General features: G+C 71.6%; 13 protein-coding genes. 7 read left to right on the forward strand and 6 right to left on the reverse strand.

Features of this window, described 5'->3' with window-relative positions; genetic code table 11:
* The first annotated feature begins 6 nt into the window (after nt 1-6).
* Nucleotides 7-3948, forward strand: coding sequence for a helix-turn-helix domain-containing protein (locus EDC02_RS28440; RefSeq protein ID WP_123605406.1), 3942 nt, complete (start codon nt 7-9; stop codon nt 3946-3948).
* 168 nt (nt 3949-4116) lie between these two features.
* Entirely contained in the window at nt 4117-4530 is a 414-nt protein-coding gene (locus tag EDC02_RS28445; RefSeq protein WP_123605407.1) for a hypothetical protein, read from the forward strand.
* Between the two features lie 63 nt (nt 4531-4593).
* Here the strand turns inward: EDC02_RS28445 and EDC02_RS28450 are convergent, their stop codons facing one another.
* From EDC02_RS28450 to EDC02_RS28460, 3 genes are all read right to left on the reverse strand, one after another.
* A complete protein-coding gene (locus tag EDC02_RS28450; RefSeq protein ID WP_123607182.1) occupies nt 4594-5322 on the reverse strand; it encodes a M50 family metallopeptidase in 729 nt (242 codons plus the stop codon).
* Nucleotides 5323-5361: 39 nt separating this feature from the next.
* Nucleotides 5362-5607 carry a hypothetical protein gene (locus EDC02_RS28455; RefSeq protein WP_123605408.1) on the reverse strand — a complete coding sequence of 82 codons (246 nt, stop codon included), beginning with the start codon at nt 5605-5607 and terminating at the stop codon, nt 5362-5364.
* Nucleotides 5608-5677: 70 nt separating this feature from the next.
* Entirely contained in the window at nt 5678-7918 is a 2241-nt protein-coding gene (locus EDC02_RS28460; protein ID WP_123605409.1) for a serine/threonine-protein kinase, read from the reverse strand.
* A gap of 162 nt (nt 7919-8080) precedes the next feature.
* On the opposite strand from EDC02_RS28460, the gene EDC02_RS28465 reads away from it, so the two are divergent.
* From EDC02_RS28465 to EDC02_RS28475, 3 genes are read left to right on the forward strand one after another with little or no spacing between them, the layout of a single operon-like run.
* A complete protein-coding gene (locus tag EDC02_RS28465) occupies nt 8081-8302 on the forward strand; it encodes an acyl-CoA carboxylase subunit epsilon (protein WP_123605410.1) in 222 nt (73 codons plus the stop codon).
* Between the two features lie 49 nt (nt 8303-8351).
* Nucleotides 8352-8996 carry a nucleoside triphosphate pyrophosphatase gene (locus EDC02_RS28470; RefSeq protein ID WP_123605411.1) on the forward strand — a complete coding sequence of 215 codons (645 nt, stop codon included), beginning with the start codon at nt 8352-8354 and terminating at the stop codon, nt 8994-8996.
* Between the two features lie 19 nt (nt 8997-9015).
* Nucleotides 9016-9669: an O-methyltransferase gene (locus tag EDC02_RS28475; protein WP_123605412.1), complete on the forward strand. Its 654-nt coding sequence runs from the start codon at nt 9016-9018 to the stop codon at nt 9667-9669.
* 121 nt (nt 9670-9790) lie between these two features.
* On the opposite strand, the gene EDC02_RS28480 is transcribed toward EDC02_RS28475, so the two are convergent.
* From EDC02_RS28480 to EDC02_RS28490, 3 genes are all read right to left on the reverse strand, one after another.
* Nucleotides 9791-10555, reverse strand: a complete 765-nt coding sequence (locus EDC02_RS28480; protein WP_123605413.1) for an ABC transporter permease — start codon at nt 10553-10555, stop codon at nt 9791-9793.
* A gap of 30 nt (nt 10556-10585) precedes the next feature.
* Complete coding sequence (locus EDC02_RS28485; RefSeq protein WP_123605414.1) at nt 10586-11545, reverse strand: ATP-binding cassette domain-containing protein; 960 nt, start codon at nt 11543-11545, stop codon at nt 10586-10588.
* 118 nt (nt 11546-11663) lie between these two features.
* Nucleotides 11664-12311 carry a PadR family transcriptional regulator gene (locus EDC02_RS28490; protein ID WP_233606487.1) on the reverse strand — a complete coding sequence of 216 codons (648 nt, stop codon included), beginning with the start codon at nt 12309-12311 and terminating at the stop codon, nt 11664-11666.
* A gap of 106 nt (nt 12312-12417) precedes the next feature.
* Between EDC02_RS28490 and EDC02_RS28495 the strand changes: the two genes are divergently transcribed.
* Both EDC02_RS28495 and EDC02_RS28500 read left to right on the forward strand, forming a co-directional pair.
* Nucleotides 12418-14163 carry a biotin carboxylase N-terminal domain-containing protein gene (locus EDC02_RS28495; RefSeq protein ID WP_123605416.1) on the forward strand — a complete coding sequence of 582 codons (1746 nt, stop codon included), beginning with the start codon at nt 12418-12420 and terminating at the stop codon, nt 14161-14163.
* A gap of 31 nt (nt 14164-14194) precedes the next feature.
* Entirely contained in the window at nt 14195-15640 is a 1446-nt protein-coding gene (locus EDC02_RS28500) for a GuaB1 family IMP dehydrogenase-related protein (protein WP_123607183.1), read from the forward strand.
* The last annotated feature ends 21 nt before the right edge of the window (nt 15641-15661 follow it).

A 15661-nucleotide genomic window follows, 5' to 3' on the forward strand; every position in this document is an offset into this window, starting at 1 on the left:
CGCACCATGGCTGATCACCGGCGACGACCGGACCCTTCGGATCCGAACCACCCGTCGTCTGTTGGCCGCTCCGAACGGTTCGTCGACCCGGCCGGCATCCACACCCGCAGAGATTTCGCCCGCGAACTCACCAGGCTGAGGGTGACCGCCGGCGTCACGGTGCGCCAGGTCGCCGCGAAGGTGGGTGCCCGTAGCGCGCACAGCACGGTTGGCGACTGGTTCGCCGGACGAGGCCTGCCGTCGCTGGCCTCCGGCGAGCTGTTCAACGCCGTGCTGGCAGCGTGCGGGGTCAGCGACCGTGAACTCGTCGAACAGTGGATCTCGGCATGGCACCGGGTACGCCGGGAGCCGGGTCGCAGGCCGGACGGCCCAACCCCGTACCGCGGGCTGGCGGCGTACCGGCCCGAGGACGCGGACTGGTTCCACGGCCGCGCCCGCCTCACCGCCATCCTGGTGGCCGAGGTCCGCAGTGCGCTGGTCGCCGGCGGCGGGATCGTGGTCGTGGTCGGCGCCTCCGGGGCGGGCAAGTCGTCGCTGCTGCAGGCCGGACTGGTACCGGCCCTGCGGTCCCGGCCCGACGTCGATCCGTCACGGGGCGAACCGTCCGGCGACCACGCCGAGGGCCAGCAGATGCCGGGCCGCTCCGACGACACCACCGGAGCGACCCGACTGCTGCTCCTCACACCCACCGCCGAGCCCGTACAGACCCTTCGCGAGCAGCTGGGACGCACCGGCCCGCAGGGCCGGCCCGCGCCGGGCACCGTCGTGATAATCGACCAGTTCGAGGAGGCGCTGACCACCACCGCCGCCGCCCAACAGCAGTTCGTCGGGATGCTCGCCGAGCTGACAACCGGTGGAGACGCCGTGGTCGTCGTCCTTGGCGTCCGTGCCGACTTCTACGCCAGCCTGCTGCGCTTCCCGCAACTCGTCGAAGCTGTCCGCACCCACCAGGTCACCGTCGGCCCGATGAGCGAGGCGGAACTACGGCTGGCCATCGTCGAACCTGCCCGCCGTAGCGGCGTCGACGTCGACAACGCTCTGGTTGAACTGCTGCTGCGTGAGGTGTCCCCGGAGAACCGGACGAGTACCGGGGCGCATGATCCCGGAGTCCTCCCGCTGCTCTCCCATGCCCTGCACGCCACCTGGCAGTACGAGCAGGGAAAACAGTTGACCGTGGAATCGTACCGGCGGGCTGGAGCCCTCGACGGCGCGCTGGCCGCCACCGCGGACGAGGTCTACCAGAGTCTCGATCCCGGACAACAGCGGCTGGCCCGCCGGCTCTTGCTGAATCTGGTACAGGTATCGATCGATGCCGCAGACACCCGACGCCGGATGACGATACGCGCCTTCGACGCCGTCTTCGAGGCATCGGAGAAGGCAGACGGTCAGGCCGTACTCGACCGGTTCGTCAGCCAACGGCTCGTCACCGTCGACGCCGAGACCCTCACGATCACCCATGAGGCGCTGCTCAACGCATGGCCGACGCTACGGGACTGGATCGACAACGATCGGGCGGATCTCATCATCGGTCAGCGCCTCGACGCGGCCGCAGCGAACTGGCAGGCGGAGGAGCGGGACCCTGCGACGTTGTACCGCGGCGTGAAGCTGACCGCCGCCCAGGACTGGGCCGAGCAGCACGCTCCCGATGTATCGCCGCTCACCAGGGAGTTCATCAGCGCCAGCAGCGTGCACGCCCGGCGGCGGACCCGGGCGCTGTACCAGGTGGTGGCTGCGCTGATCGTGCTGACTCTGACCACCGCGACGCTCGCCGCGTACGCCTTCGACCAGCGCAGTCACGCCGAGAGCCGGAGCAGGGAAGCGGTGAAGCAGCGTAACGAGGCGATGTCCCGGCTGATCGCGGGTCGGGCTGATCGCGTCCGGGACAGCGATCCGGCGCTGGCCATGCAGTTGAGTCTCGCGGCGTACGGAATCGCCGAGACCGTCGAGGCCCGGTCCAGTCTGCTGGATGCCGCGGTCACTCCGGAGGTCGCTCGCAGTCATGCTTTCGAGGCGGCGGCGCAGGCCGTCGCGTTCAGCCCGGACGAGCGGCTGCTCGCTGCGGTCGGTGCCGACGGTGCGGTACGGCTCTGGGACGCGACGGTGCGGCCGCCGGCGTTGTTGGAAGACGTGCCCGTGGTGCAGTCACCGTCGGCGCTGTACTCGGTCGCGTTCAGCCCGGACGGGAAGCTGCTCGCAGCCGCCGGCGCCGACAAGGTGATCCACCTGTTGCGGGCCTCCGCAGAGCACCGGTTCCGGCCAGTCGGCGAGATCGTCGGCCCCGGATCGACGACCTATTCCCTTGCGTTCAGTCCGGACGGACAGACGCTCACCGCCGGTGGGGCGGATCAGCTGGTACACCGCTGGAACATCGCCGATCCGCAGCACCCGGTCGCCCTGCCCGAACTGCGCGGCTTCGCCGATGCTGTCCAGTCCGTGGCGTGGCATCCGCTCGGGACGATGCTGGCGGCCGCCGGTGGTGACGGGGCCGTCAGACTATGGCGGATCGATGGCACCGGAGCTGCCACGCCGCTGGGCCCTTTCCCATCAGGGCACACGGGACGGATCACGGCGGTAGCCTTCAGCCCGGACGGCCAGCGTCTTGCCTCGGCGGGCACCGACAAGTCGACTCAGGTCTGGCGCATCGCCCATCCGGACCCACCGATCCTGGAACGGGTACTGACAGGACACACCAGCTGGGTCAACACGGTCGTCTTCGGGCCGGATGGCCGCACTCTCGCGACCGGCTCATCCGACCGGACCGTGAGCCTTCACGACCTCTCGTCCGGGGCGGTGACCGCGACACTGCCCCACCCCGCCCCGGTCACCGGCGCGGCAATCAGCCGCGACGGCCACGGCCTGGTCACCTCCGGCATCGACGGAGTCGTGCGGTTCTGGCGGTATCCCGGGCCGGTGCTGCGCGGCGCGGCCGACGCGATCTTCAATTTAGCTGTCGCCGGCCCGCTGCTGGCTGCGGCAAGCCGCGACGGCACGGTCCGTTTGTGGGACATCGAGCATCCGCGACGGCCGGAACCGGTAGGGAAGCCGCTACGAAGTCTGGCAGCCCACGGGGAACTCGCCGCCACGGTGGCGATCAGTCCGGACGGAACTCTGCTCGCAGCAGCTACCCGGGCTGGCCCGGTGCAGCTCTGGGACATCAGCGAACCGGCTATGCCACAGTTGTTGGACGGGGCGCTGGAGGGTCCCGACGCCCTGGTGCAAGCGCTCGCTTTCAGCGCCGACGGTGCCGTCCTGGCCGCTGGCGGAGACGACGGCGACATTTATCTCTGGTCGGTCGCGGCGCCGACCGGCACCGACCCGGTGGGCGTGATCGAGGGCAATACGGCGATCGTGCTCTCGCTCGCGACCAGTCCGGACGGCACCCTGCTCGCGGCGGCGACGACCGACGCCGACGTACGGATGTTCGACATCAGCGACCCGCGACACCCGGTACCGACCGGCCGGGCGTTGACCGGCTTCACGGGCTATGCGCAGAGCGTTGCTTTCAGCCCGGACGGGAAGCGGATCGCGGCCGGCAGTGCCGACCGGACCATCCGGATCTGGAACGTCTCGAACCCGGGCCGACCGGCTCCGGTCGGCTCACCCGTCAGCGGTCCGGTCGGCGGCGTCCTCGCGGTCGCCTTCAGTCCCGACGGGCACACACTCGCCGCGGCCTCCATCGACGGGACCGTGTGGCTCTGGGCACTCGACAGTCCTGGCCCGCCGCAGCCGGTCGCGGTGTTGAATCGGGTAGCGGACGCGGTCAACGCAGTCACCTTCACCTCGGACGGGCGCGGTCTCGTGGCAGCGGGCACCGACGGCATCATCCGGCTCTGGGACGTCCAGCCGGCACGGGTGGCATCCTGGATCTGCTCCGCCGCTGGAGACCCGCTGACGGAAGCCGAGTGGGACCAGTACGTTCCCGATCTTCAATACGATCCACCGTGCTGACGTCTCGATGGCCGCCCAGTTCAACGCCGTACGGAGTTGTACGGAGCCGCCGGCCGGCGCGTCCGGGCTTGTCCGAACCGCCGCCAGGAGGCTTCCCCCGCTACCCGCCGCGCCGCTTCCCTGGACATGGACGCACATCGGCGTCCGACCGTCAGGAGGGAACGACACATGACCAGTGCACCATCGTCACCGCCGCCGAACCGCCGAGCACTCCGTCGGGTCGCCGCCACGATCGCCCTCGCCCTCGTCTCGGTGACCGGCCTGGTGGGGCTCTCCGCCGCGCCGGCCGCGGCCAGCTGGCACCCGGCCTCGGTCGGCTACTGGACCGAGAACCCCGGCCTGAGTCTGCGTGACTGCTACCACCCGACAGTGCAGCTGCCGCCGAGCCAGAACTGCACATTCATCAAGTACCTGCCCCGGTACACCAACGTCCACGTCGTCTGCCAACGCTCCGGACAGAACATCTACGGCAACAACGTGTGGGACTACGTGGTCTACTCGGGTGGCGAGGGCTTCGTCTCCGACTACTACATGGACACCACCCACCCCAGCTGGATCCCCGGCATCGACATCTGCACCTGAGGCACCTGGGCCGTTGGGGGGTGGAGCGCTGCTCCACCCCCCAACGGCCTCTGCCTCCGACGGTCACCCGCCCGGCGGCGTCGGCAGGTCCAGGTCGGCCAGCCACGGGCTGGCGAGCAGCAGTGCTCCGATGAACAGCGCGGCAAGGTTGATCAGGCCGAAGAACCCCACCCAGACCAGGCCGGGCACCCGGGTCAGCCAGGCGAGCTGGTCGGCGTCCGACTCCGGCGAGCGGCCCTGGGCACGCAGCCGCTGCAGCTCACCGACCGGCCGGACCCCGCCGATCAGCAGGAACCACACCCCGGTGTACGCGAACGCGGCCTGCACCTCCGGGCCGGTGGACCACGAGACGGCGAAGACCACGCCCCCGGTGACCAGGATGGACACGATCCCGAAGAGGTTGCGGATCATCACCAGCATGGCGAGCAGCAGTGCCACGGCGATCCAGAGCAGCAGGGTGATCCGGTTGCCGCCGAGCAGCAGGGCACCGGCCAGCCCGACCAGCGACGGCGCGACGTAGCCCGCCAGCAGGGTGAGGATCATGCCCAGCCCGGTCGGCCGACCGGCGGACAGGGTCAGCCCGGAGGTGTCCGAGTGCAGCCGGATCCCTTTGAGCTTGCGGCCGGTGAGCAGGGCGATCAGCGCGTGCCCGCCTTCGTGGGCGATGGTGATCGCGTTGCGGCCGATCCGCCAGGGCAGCCGGGTGAGCACCGCGACCAGCGCGACGGCGGCGGTGATGAGCACGAGCAGTGGCGGCGGGTCGGTCTGGGCCGTGAAGAGGCGGTCCCACATTTCCGTCAGCCCGGTGATCGACACAGCCAGCGAGCCTACTCACCGCTCGCCACGCCCACCAGACCACCGTCCGCCGGCGGGCATGACCGTAGGTTCGGCGCCGGCCCGATCACTGACGGTCATGCGGTACGCCGCCACGGCGGCGATCGTCACGGCCGCACCACCGGACAGCACCAGCAGTACGGGTATCAGACCGACGCTGACGACCAGCAGGGCCGCATCGGCCAAAGCCACCAGCATCCACAGTGCCACGCTCGGCTTGACGATCCGTCGACGGTTGACCATGTCGCACTCTCCTTCCGTCGCGCTCCGGTTGTACCCGGAAGATCGGAAGTTCATGCGGGTGAGTCGTGGCTCAGCTCCCGGCGGGCTGGAACCTGCTCGCCATCAGCTCGAAGTAGACCAGGTCCTGCTGCCAGCGTTCGGCCGTGGTGGACCAGTAGATGGAGTACGCCTTGTCCGGTGCGGTGACGAACCCCCGGTTGCGCACCTGCAGTCGGTTGCCCTGGTTGCTGGTGTAGCGGAACTCCCAGTCGGCGGCGTCGAGGAAGTAGTCGACGGCTTCGATCCGTACTCGCTCGTAGTCGTTGTAGGTGCCCCGCCGCGCCTGCTCCTGGTTCTGCCAGTCGGCGACCGGATCCGGCTTCGGGTTGTCGGTTTGGTCGATGATGATCAGGCGACCGAGTCGACCGTTCTCCCGGAACTCCACCCGGGTTCGTTCGCGGCTGACCGACCAGCCTTCCGGCACCGGCACGGAGAACCCGGTCTGGTCCTCGTGCAGCCGCCAGCCGTCGGGCAACGGCGACTGCGGGTCCGGCGGCTGGGGCGACTCGCCGTTCTGCGGCGGCACCGCCGGCACCTCGGGCGACAGCTCGGCCGCTGGGGAGCTGAGCTCGGCGCTCGGCTCGGCGCTCGGCGCGCCGGAGGTCGGTGCCGGGGCCGACGGCGTGGCCGAGGCGGCCGGACCGGTGCCGAGCTGTCCGTCGGGCTCGTCCTCGTCGCCAGCGGCCAGCAGCACGACGGTCACCAGCAGCGCCAGTACGACCACAGCGGCCACACCGCTGATCAGCCAGGTACGCGGCAGCTCGGTCACGGACCGGACAGCCCGCGCGGCGCGGTCGAACAGCAGGGCCGGCGCGGACCAGTTTCGCCGGTCCGACGCACTGGCGGCAGCAGCCACCGATTCGGGTTGTTCCTGGACCGGTGGCCGCTCGGCGGGCTCGGCGGCCGTCGGCTGCTCAGCTGCCTCGGCCGCCGCCGGCTGCTTGACAGGCTCGGCCGCCGTCGGCTGCTCCGTCGCCTTGGCAGCCGCTGGCTGCTTGACCGGCTCGGCGGTCGGCGACCGCTCGGCCGTCTTACGGTCCGGCGTGGTCTCCTTGCGGCCCGGCACCACCTGGGTACGCTCCGCCTGGGGCAGCACGGTGGTCTCCGACGGCGGCTCACCGGCTTTGGTCGGCAGCACGCTCGTCTCGGCTGCGGCTGCGGTCGCCGCGCCGGCAGGTTGGTCGGTCGACGGCACCACCCTGGTCGGGTCCGCCGAGTTGGTCGGGCGGGTGACCGGCGGGCCGTACTTGGCCGGGCCGGGGACGACCGGCAACGCGGTCGGCAACGGGGCCACCGGCGGAGACACCGGCTCCGACGGGACCGGGGTGCGCGGCGTCCCGCCGCGCGGACCGGGCACGATCCCCGACCGGGACTCGCCGGGGCGGACCTCCCGGCTGCCGTACGGGCTGGGTCGGCGTACCCCGTCGAGCAGTGAGCGACCGCGCCGCGGACCGCGACCTGCGGCGCGGGTCAGCAGTCGCTCCGCCTCGTCGGCCTTCATCCGGGTGTACGGGTCCTTGCGCAGCAGCCCGGCCAGCACCGGCTTGAGTGGGCCGGCCCGGCGGGCGGGCGGCGGCGGCTCGGTGGCCAGCGCGGAGAGCGTCGCGATGGCGGTCTGCCGGGCGTACGGCGACTGCCCCTCGACGGCCGCGTACAGCGTCGCGCCGAGCGACCACAGGTCGCCTTCCGGGCCGGCGCTGCCGGTCCGGGCCCGCTCCGGGGCGATGTACGCCGGTGAGCCCAGCACCAGCCCGGTACGGGTGACGTTGGGGTCACCCGGCACGGTGGCCAGACCGAAGTCGGTGAGCACCACCCGGCCGTCGTGGCCGAGCAGTACGTTGCCGGGCTTGACGTCCCGGTGCATCACCCCGGACAGGTGGGCGGACCGGAGCGCGCCGAGCACGCCGAGGCCGATCTCCGCGGCCCGGGTCGCCGGGACCGGGCCGTTCTGGGCGAGCACGTCCTGCAGCGACCGGGACGGCACGTACTCCATCACGATCCACGGGTCGCCGTCGGTGCGCAGCACGTCGAAGACGCGTACCACGTTGATGTGGTTGAGTCGGGCGATCGCCCGCGCCTCGCGCAGTGAGCGTTCCCGCATCTCGCGGCGCTCCTGGTCGGTGAGTCCCGGCGGCGGCACCAGCTCCTTGATCGCCACGTCCCGGTGCAACACCTCGTCGCGGGCCTTCCAGACCCGGCCCATGCCGCCCTGACCGAGCGGCTCGACCAGCCGGTAACGGTCTGCAACTAGTTGCGGGGGCACAACGGACATCCAAATGACCGTACCCGGAAGGCTTGGGTGCCACACGATCGGCACGCGGCCGGTGTGAGCCGCGCGTCATATGGTACCGGGGTGGCAACCTGACGCCGACGGTAGCGCGCCAGTAATGATCACCACTCGCCGGCCGGCCCGTTCGGCACGTACGCTCGGCCGATGAGCGACGCGGAGCCGGCCTGGCGGATCGTCCGGGGCACCCCGACCCCCGAGGAGTTGGCGGCGCTGGTGGGCGTGCTCGTCGCCCGTACCCGTCCGGTTGCCGACAGCGGCACCGACCGGCCGGCACCGTCGCGGTGGGCCCGCAGCGCCCGACCCACGCCGGGTTTCCCCGGCCGGCTCGGTCCGGACGCCTGGCGGGCCAGCGCGCTGCCCCACTGATCACACTGATCATCGGTATCGCATGCCCGGGCCGGTAGCCTGACCACCCGTGGCTACCTCCCTGCGTCCGCGTCTGGTGCTCGCCTCGGCGAGCCCGGCCCGGCACAAACTCCTGCAGGCCGCCGGCATCACCCCTCAGGTGCTGGTGAGCGGCGTCGACGAGGAGTCGGTGACGCTGGACCGGGCCGACGAGTTGTGCCTGGAGTTGGCCCGGCGCAAGATGGCCGCCGTCGCCGATCGGCTCCGGCCCGACCTCGCCGCCGACGACACCGACCTGCTGGTCCTCGGCTGCGATTCGGTGCTCGACTTCGACGGGGAGATTCTCGGCAAGCCGGCCGACGCCGCCGACGCGACCGAGCGGTGGCGGCGGATGCGCGGGCGGTCCGGGGTGTTGTACACCGGCCACGCGCTGACCAGTCTGGCCACCGGCGGGTACGCCGGTGCCGCCGCCGCGACCGTCGTGCACTTCGCCGAGGTCACCGACGACGAGGTCGCCGCGTACGTGGCGACTGGCGAACCGCTGCAGGTGGCCGGGTCGTTCACCATCGACGGGTTGGGCGGGCCGTTCCTGGAGCGGATCGAAGGCGACCACGGCACGGTGGTGGGGTTGTCGCTGCCGTTGCTGCGCCGGCTGGTCACCGAGGTCGGCTACCGGATCACGGATCTGTGGGGCGAGCCCGACACCGGGCGGTAGCCGGACTAGCGTCATGCCCATGACCACCAAGACCTTGCCGATGACCGATGCCCTGCAGGCGTACGTCATCGCCCACGGCACCCCGCCGGACGAGATCGTCAGTGACCTCATCGCCGAGACCGCCAGCACGCTGCCGGAGAACGCGCAGATGCAGGTCGCACCGGAGCAGGCGGCCCTGATGACCCTGCTGACCCGGCTGGTGAACGCCCGCCGGGCGGTGGAGGTCGGCACCTTCACCGGGCTGTCCGCGCTGGCCATCGCCCGTGGTCTGCCGGCGGACGGGCAGTTGATCTGTCTGGACGTGTCGGAGGAGTTCACCGCGGTGGCCCGGCGCTACTGGCAGCGGGCCGGGGTCGACGGCCGGATCGACCTGCGGATCGGCCCGGCGGCCGACTCGCTGCGGGCGTTGCCGGGCGAGCCGCACCTCGACCTGGCGTTCATCGACGCCGACAAGATCAGCTACCCGGTCTACTGGGGTGAGCTGGTGCCCCGGATGCGGCCCGGCGGGCTGATCGTGATCGACAACGTGCTGCGGCACGGTCGGGTGCTGGCCCCGCAGAGCGAAGAGGACGAGGCGATGGTCGCCTTCAACAAGCAGGTGGCCGCCGACGACCGGGTGGACGTGGTGATGTTGGCGATCGCCGACGGGCTGACCCTGGCCCGGCGCAGGTGACAGCCGGGCCGACGCGGGTGACAGCGGGCCGGCCGGTCCGGCGGTAGCCTGGAACGGCTGCCCTCTGTGCCGTTGCCGTGCGCAGAGGGCAGCCCCGTGGCCGGCTATCGAAAAGCGGGGACTACCGGACGCTGCGGGCGAAGGCGCGGGCCGCCCAGGTGACCGCGAGGCTGGCCAGCGCCAGGGTGATCAGCAGACCCTGCCAGACCGCGTCGTCGCCGAGGTTGCCGGCGAACAAGGCCCGGGTGCCGTCGACCGCCCAGGAGAACGGGTTCCACTGCGCCACCCGCTGCAGCCACAGCGGCGCGAAGGCCAGCGGCAGCAGGATGCCGGAGAGCAGCAGCACCGGCTGGGCCACCGTGTTCATCAGCGGGGCGAGCGCGTCCTCGCTGCGGACCAGCAGCGCCACGCCGTACGACACCGCCGAGGTCATCAGCGCGATCAGGGCGAGCAGCAGGTACGCCAGCAGCAGGTTGCCCAGCTGCACGGTGAGCCCGAACGGGATCGCCAGCACCGTGATGATGACGGCCTGCAGCAGCAGGGACACCACGTCGCGCAGGCTGCGGCCGAGCAGCAGGGCGAGCCGGCTGACCGGGGTGACCCGGGAGCGCTCGATCACGCCGGCGCGCAGCTCGGCGATCAGGCCGAAGCCCTGGAACAGGCCGCCGAAGATGGCCAGCAGCACCAGCAGACCGGGCACGAAGATGCGGTAGATCTCCGCGTCGGTGGTCGCGCCCATCGGGGCCAGCGCCGGCTTGAGCAGCGGGGCGAACAGCACCAGGTACATGATCGGCTGGAACACCCCGACGAAGATCCAGACGGGGTTGCGCAGCAGCAGCAACGCCTGCCGCTGGAAGATCAGCCAGGTGTCGCGGGCGAATTTCATCGTACGGTCTCCGTCATCGGGGCGGCCGGCTCAGGACTCGCGCAGCGAGCGGCCGGTCTTGGTGAGGAACACGTCGTCGAGGCTGGGCCGGTGCAGCTCGATCGAGCCCAGTTCGAGGCCGGCGCCGTCCAGGGTGCGCAGGATCTGCGGGATGGCGGTGGCGCCGTCGTCGACGAAGAGCCGTACGCCACCGTCGTCGGGGGTTTCCAGCTTGCTGACGTACGGCTGGCTGTCGAGCAGTTGCGCGGCGGCCGCCGACTCGTCCGGGCGCAGCCCGACGGTGACCACCTCGCCGGCGACCTCGCGCTTGAGCGCGGCCGGGGTGCCCTCGGTGACGATCTCGCCGTGATCCATGATCGCGATCCGGTCGCAGAGCGCGTCCGCCTCGTCGAGGTAGTGGGTGGTGATGAAGACGGTCATACCTTCGGCGCGCAACCGGCGGATCTCGTCCCACATGTGGGCCCGGCTCTGCGGGTCCAGCCCGGTGGTCGGCTCGTCGAGAAAGACCACCTTCGGCTCGTGGATGATGCCCAGCGCGATCTCGACCCGCCGCCGCTGGCCACCGGAGTAGGTCTTGCACTTGCGGTCGGCGTACTCGGTCAGCTGGAACGCGGCGAGCGCCCGGGTGGCCCGACGTTGCGCCTCGGCCTTGCCGATGCCGTACATCCGGGCGTGCATCACCAGCTCCTCGCGGCCGGTGACCTCGTCCCAGGTACTGCCGCCCTGGGCCACGTAGCCGATGCGTCGGCGCACCTCGCCGGGGTTGCGCAGCAGGTCGGCCCCGGCGATCACGGCCTCCCCGCCGTCGGGCTCAATCAGCGTGGCGAGCATCCGCAGCGTGGTCGTCTTGCCGGCGCCGTTGGGCCCGAGGAAGCCGAAGATCTCCCCCTCCTCGACCAACATGTCGACGCCACGGACCGCGTCCACGGTCTTGGCGCCACGACCCTGCCGGGAGCGGAACGACTTCCGCAGCCCTTTGGTCTCGATCATTAAGTGTCTCCTGGCTTGCCGAGCCGGCCGGCCGCCGGCCGCTCTCCCCCGTGGGCAGGCCGGGCCGCCCAGCTCCCCACGCTGCGTCTGGCACGCTAGACCCCGGCGATCGGGCTAGTCAACGTTGATTATTACTGGGTGATCTGGCCGACTCCCGGTCGGCGGCGTCCAGGTCAGCCTGCCACCCCGCCCAGGTGCCGTCAGCCGGCTCCTCCGCCGGGTGATACGACGCTCCCGACTCGATCAGCGCGGCGATCCGGTCACACCACGCGATCTCCCCGTCGACCCGGGCGATGGTCAGCTCCAGCATCCAGCCGACGTACGACGGTTTCTGCCGCAACCACCCGGCGGTCAGGTCGCTGCGGGTCGCCGCGTTGCCGGCCCGCAGCGTCGCGGCCCGACCCCGCAACATGGCGACCGCCTCCGCCCGGGGCATCGCCGGCAGAAAGGCGAACGCACTGAGGAACGGATCGGCCGACGGCCGACAGTCGTGCCAGTGCTGCCGCAGCAACGAGTCGAACTCGTCGATCCCGGCGGGGGTGATCTCGTAGCTGGTCCGCGCCGGCCGGGCACCCACCTGGGCGGTGCCGACCTGACAGAGCAGCCCTTCGTCGGCGAGCTTGCGCAGCGCGTGGTAGATCGACCCCGGTGCGACGTTGGCCCAACTGTCCGCCCGCCAACTGAGCAGCTCACGGCGCACGTCGTAGCCGTGCACCGGTTGCATCCATTTGACCAGACCGAGAATCATCATCCGGGTGGCAGACACATCCGGAGCCTAATCGCCAGTGCGCCATCCCACACTGAGCGCCGGTTTAGTTGATCAAGCAGGCCGTTAGACTCCGGCTTGATCCGTGAGCAAAGGAGAACAGGGCGTGCGCAAAGTTCTCGTCGCAAACCGGGGCGAAATCGCGGTCCGGGTGATCCGCGCCTGCCGGGACGCCGGCCTGGCCAGCGTCGCCGTGTACGCCGACCCGGACCGCTCGGCGGTGCACGCCGGGCTGGCCGACGAGGCGTACGCCCTCGGCGGGGAGACCGCCGCCGATACCTACCTGCGGATCGACAAGCTGCTCGACGTCGCCGCCCGGTCCGGTGCCGACGCCGTCCACCCCGGCTACGGGTTCCTCTCCGAGAACGCCGACTTCGCCGCCGCGGTCATCGACGCCGGGCTGACCTGGATCGGCCCCAGCCCGCAGGCGATCCGTGACCTCGGCGACAAGGTCACCGCCCGGCACATCGCCCAGCGGGCCGGCGCGCCGCTGGTGCCCGGCACCGCCGACCCGGTCGCCGGCCCGGACGAGGTGGTCGCCTTCGCCGAGCAGTACGGCCTGCCGGTGGCGATCAAGGCAGCGTTCGGCGGCGGCGGGCGCGGCCTCAAGGTGGCCCGCGAAATGGCCGAGATCGCCGACCTGTTCGAGTCGGCCACCCGTGAGGCGGTCGCCGCGTTCGGTCGCGGCGAATGCTTCGTCGAGCGCTACCTGGACCGGCCCCGGCACGTCGAGGCGCAGGTCCTCGCCGACCAGCACGGCAACGTGATCGTGGTCGGCACCCGGGACTGTTCCCTGCAACGCCGCCACCAGAAGCTCGTCGAGGAGGCGCCGGCGCCGTTCCTCACCGACGCCCAGCGTGCCGGGATCCACGCCAGCGCCAAGGCGATCTGCCGGGAGGCCGGCTACCACGGTGCCGGCACCGTCGAGTACCTGGTCGGCGTCGACGGCACCATCTCGTTCCTGGAGGTCAACACCCGGCTGCAGGTGGAGCACCCGGTCACCGAGGAGACCGCCGGCATCGACCTGGTCCGCGAGCAGTTCCGGCTCGCCGCCGGCGAGCCGCTGCGGTTCACCGACGACCCGACCCCGCGCGGGCACTCCATCGAGTTCCGGATCAACGGCGAGGACCCCGGCCGTAACTTCCTGCCCGCGCCGGGTGCCATCACCGCGCTGCGGCTGCCGTCCGGTCCCGGGGTACGGGTGGACACCGGCGTCACCGCCGGCGACGTCGTCAGCGGCAACTTCGACTCGCTGCTGGCCAAGCTGATCGTCACCGGCGAAACCCGCACCGAGGCGCTGGAACGCGCCCGGCGGGCCCTCGACGAGATGATCGTCGACGGGATGGCCACCGCCCTGCCGTTCCACCGGCTGGTGGTCCGCGACCCGGCGTTCACCAGTGAGCCGTTCACCGTGCACACCCGGTGGATCGAGACCGAGTTCGACAACACCGTGCCGGCGTTCACCGCACCGGCGGCGGCCGACGCGCCGGAGGCCCGCGAGACCGTCGTGGTCGAGGTCGACGGCAAGCGACTGGAGGTCAGCCTCCCCGCCGGCTTCGGCGGCGGTACGCCGACCGCGCCGACCGCCGGCCGTAAGCCGGCCCGCCGCCGAGGCGGTGCCGGCGCGGCGGCGGCCAGCGGCGACGCCCTGGTCTCGCCGATGCAGGGCACCATCATCAAGATCGCCGTGGCCGACGGCGACCAGGTCGCCGAGGGCGACCTGGTCGTGGTGCTGGAGGCGATGAAGATGGAGCAGCCGATCAACGCGCCCAAGGCCGGCACGGTCAGCGGCCTGTCCGCCGAGGTCGGCGCCGTAGTCAGCGCCGGTGCCATGATCTGCTCGATCAGCTGACGGACCCATGTTGGCCCGCCGGCCGGGCATGATGGGCCGAGTGCGGTTCACTTCCGACGTGCCCGGCGGGCACGAGCTCACCTACAACGACGTCTTCCTGGTGCCCAACCGCTCCGACGTGGCGTCCCGACTCGACGTCGACCTGGCCACCACGGACGGCACCGGCACCACGATTCCGATCGTCGCCGCCAACATGACCGCGGTGGCCGGCCGGCGGATGGCCGAGACCGTCGCCCGGCGGGGCGGCCTGGCGGTGATCCCGCAGGACATCCCGATCGAGGTGATCGCCGAGGTGGTCGCCTGGGTCAAGCGACGGCACCTGGTGCACGACACGGCGCTGACCCTGGCCCCCACCGACACCGTCGGCGACGCGATCCACCTGCTGCCCAAGCGGTCCCACGGCGCGGTGATCGTGGTCGAGGCCGGGCGTCCGGTCGGCATCGTCACCGAGTCCGACTGCGCCGGCGTCGACCGCTTCGCCCAGCTGCGGGACGTGATGTCACGCGAGCCGTTGACCGTGCCGGAGACCACCGACCCGCGTACCGGGTTCGACCTGATGGCACAGGGCCGGCGGCGGGCCGCGCCGGTGGTCGACGACGCCGGCCGGCTGGTCGGGGTGCTGACCCGGGCCGGCGCGCTGCGCGCCACCCTGTACCGGCCGGCGGTCGACGCCGACGGCCGATTGCGGGTGGCCGCCGCCGTGGGCATCAACGGCGACGTCACCGGCAAGGCCACCGCGCTGCTCGCCGCCGGGGTGGACACCATCGTGGTCGACACCGCGCACGGCCATCAGGAACGGATGCTGGCCGCAGTCCGCGCGGTGCGCAAACTGGACCCGGCGGTGCCGGTGGTGGCCGGCAACGTGGTCACCGCCGCCGGCGTCGACGACCTGATCGACGCCGGTGCCGACATCGTCAAGGTCGGCGTCGGGCCGGGCGCGATGTGCACCACCCGGATGATGACGGGGGTCGGCCGACCGCAGTTCTCCGCCGTACTGGAATGCGCTGCGGCGGCCCGCCGACGCGGGCGGCACGTCTGGGCCGACGGCGGGGTGCGGCACCCGCGCGACGTGGCACTCGCCCTGGCCGCCGGAGCGGCCAACGTGATGATCGGGTCCTGGTTCGCCGGCACCTACGAGTCGCCCGGCGACATGTACACCGACCCGGACGGCCGCCGCTACAAGGAGAGTTTCGGCATGGCGTCGGCCCGGGCGGTCAGCGCCCGCACCGCCGACGACAGCCCGTTCGAGCGGGCCCGCAAGGCGGTCTTCGAGGAAGGGATCTCATCGGCGCGGATGTTCCTCGACCCGGCCCGGCCCGGCGTCGAGGACCTGATCGACGAGATCGTCGCCGGGGTACGCAGTGCCTGCACCTACGTCGGGGCGGCGACCCTGGCCGACTTCCACGACCGGGCGGTCGTCGGGGTGCAGAGCGCGGCCGGCTACACGGAAGGATTGCCGGTGGCCGGCAGCTGGTGACCGGGCTGGTCACCGAAGTCG

Origin of the sequence: Micromonospora sp. Llam0 (assembly GCF_003751085.1) — a bacterium.
Taxonomy (GTDB): domain Bacteria; phylum Actinomycetota; class Actinomycetes; order Mycobacteriales; family Micromonosporaceae; genus Micromonospora_E.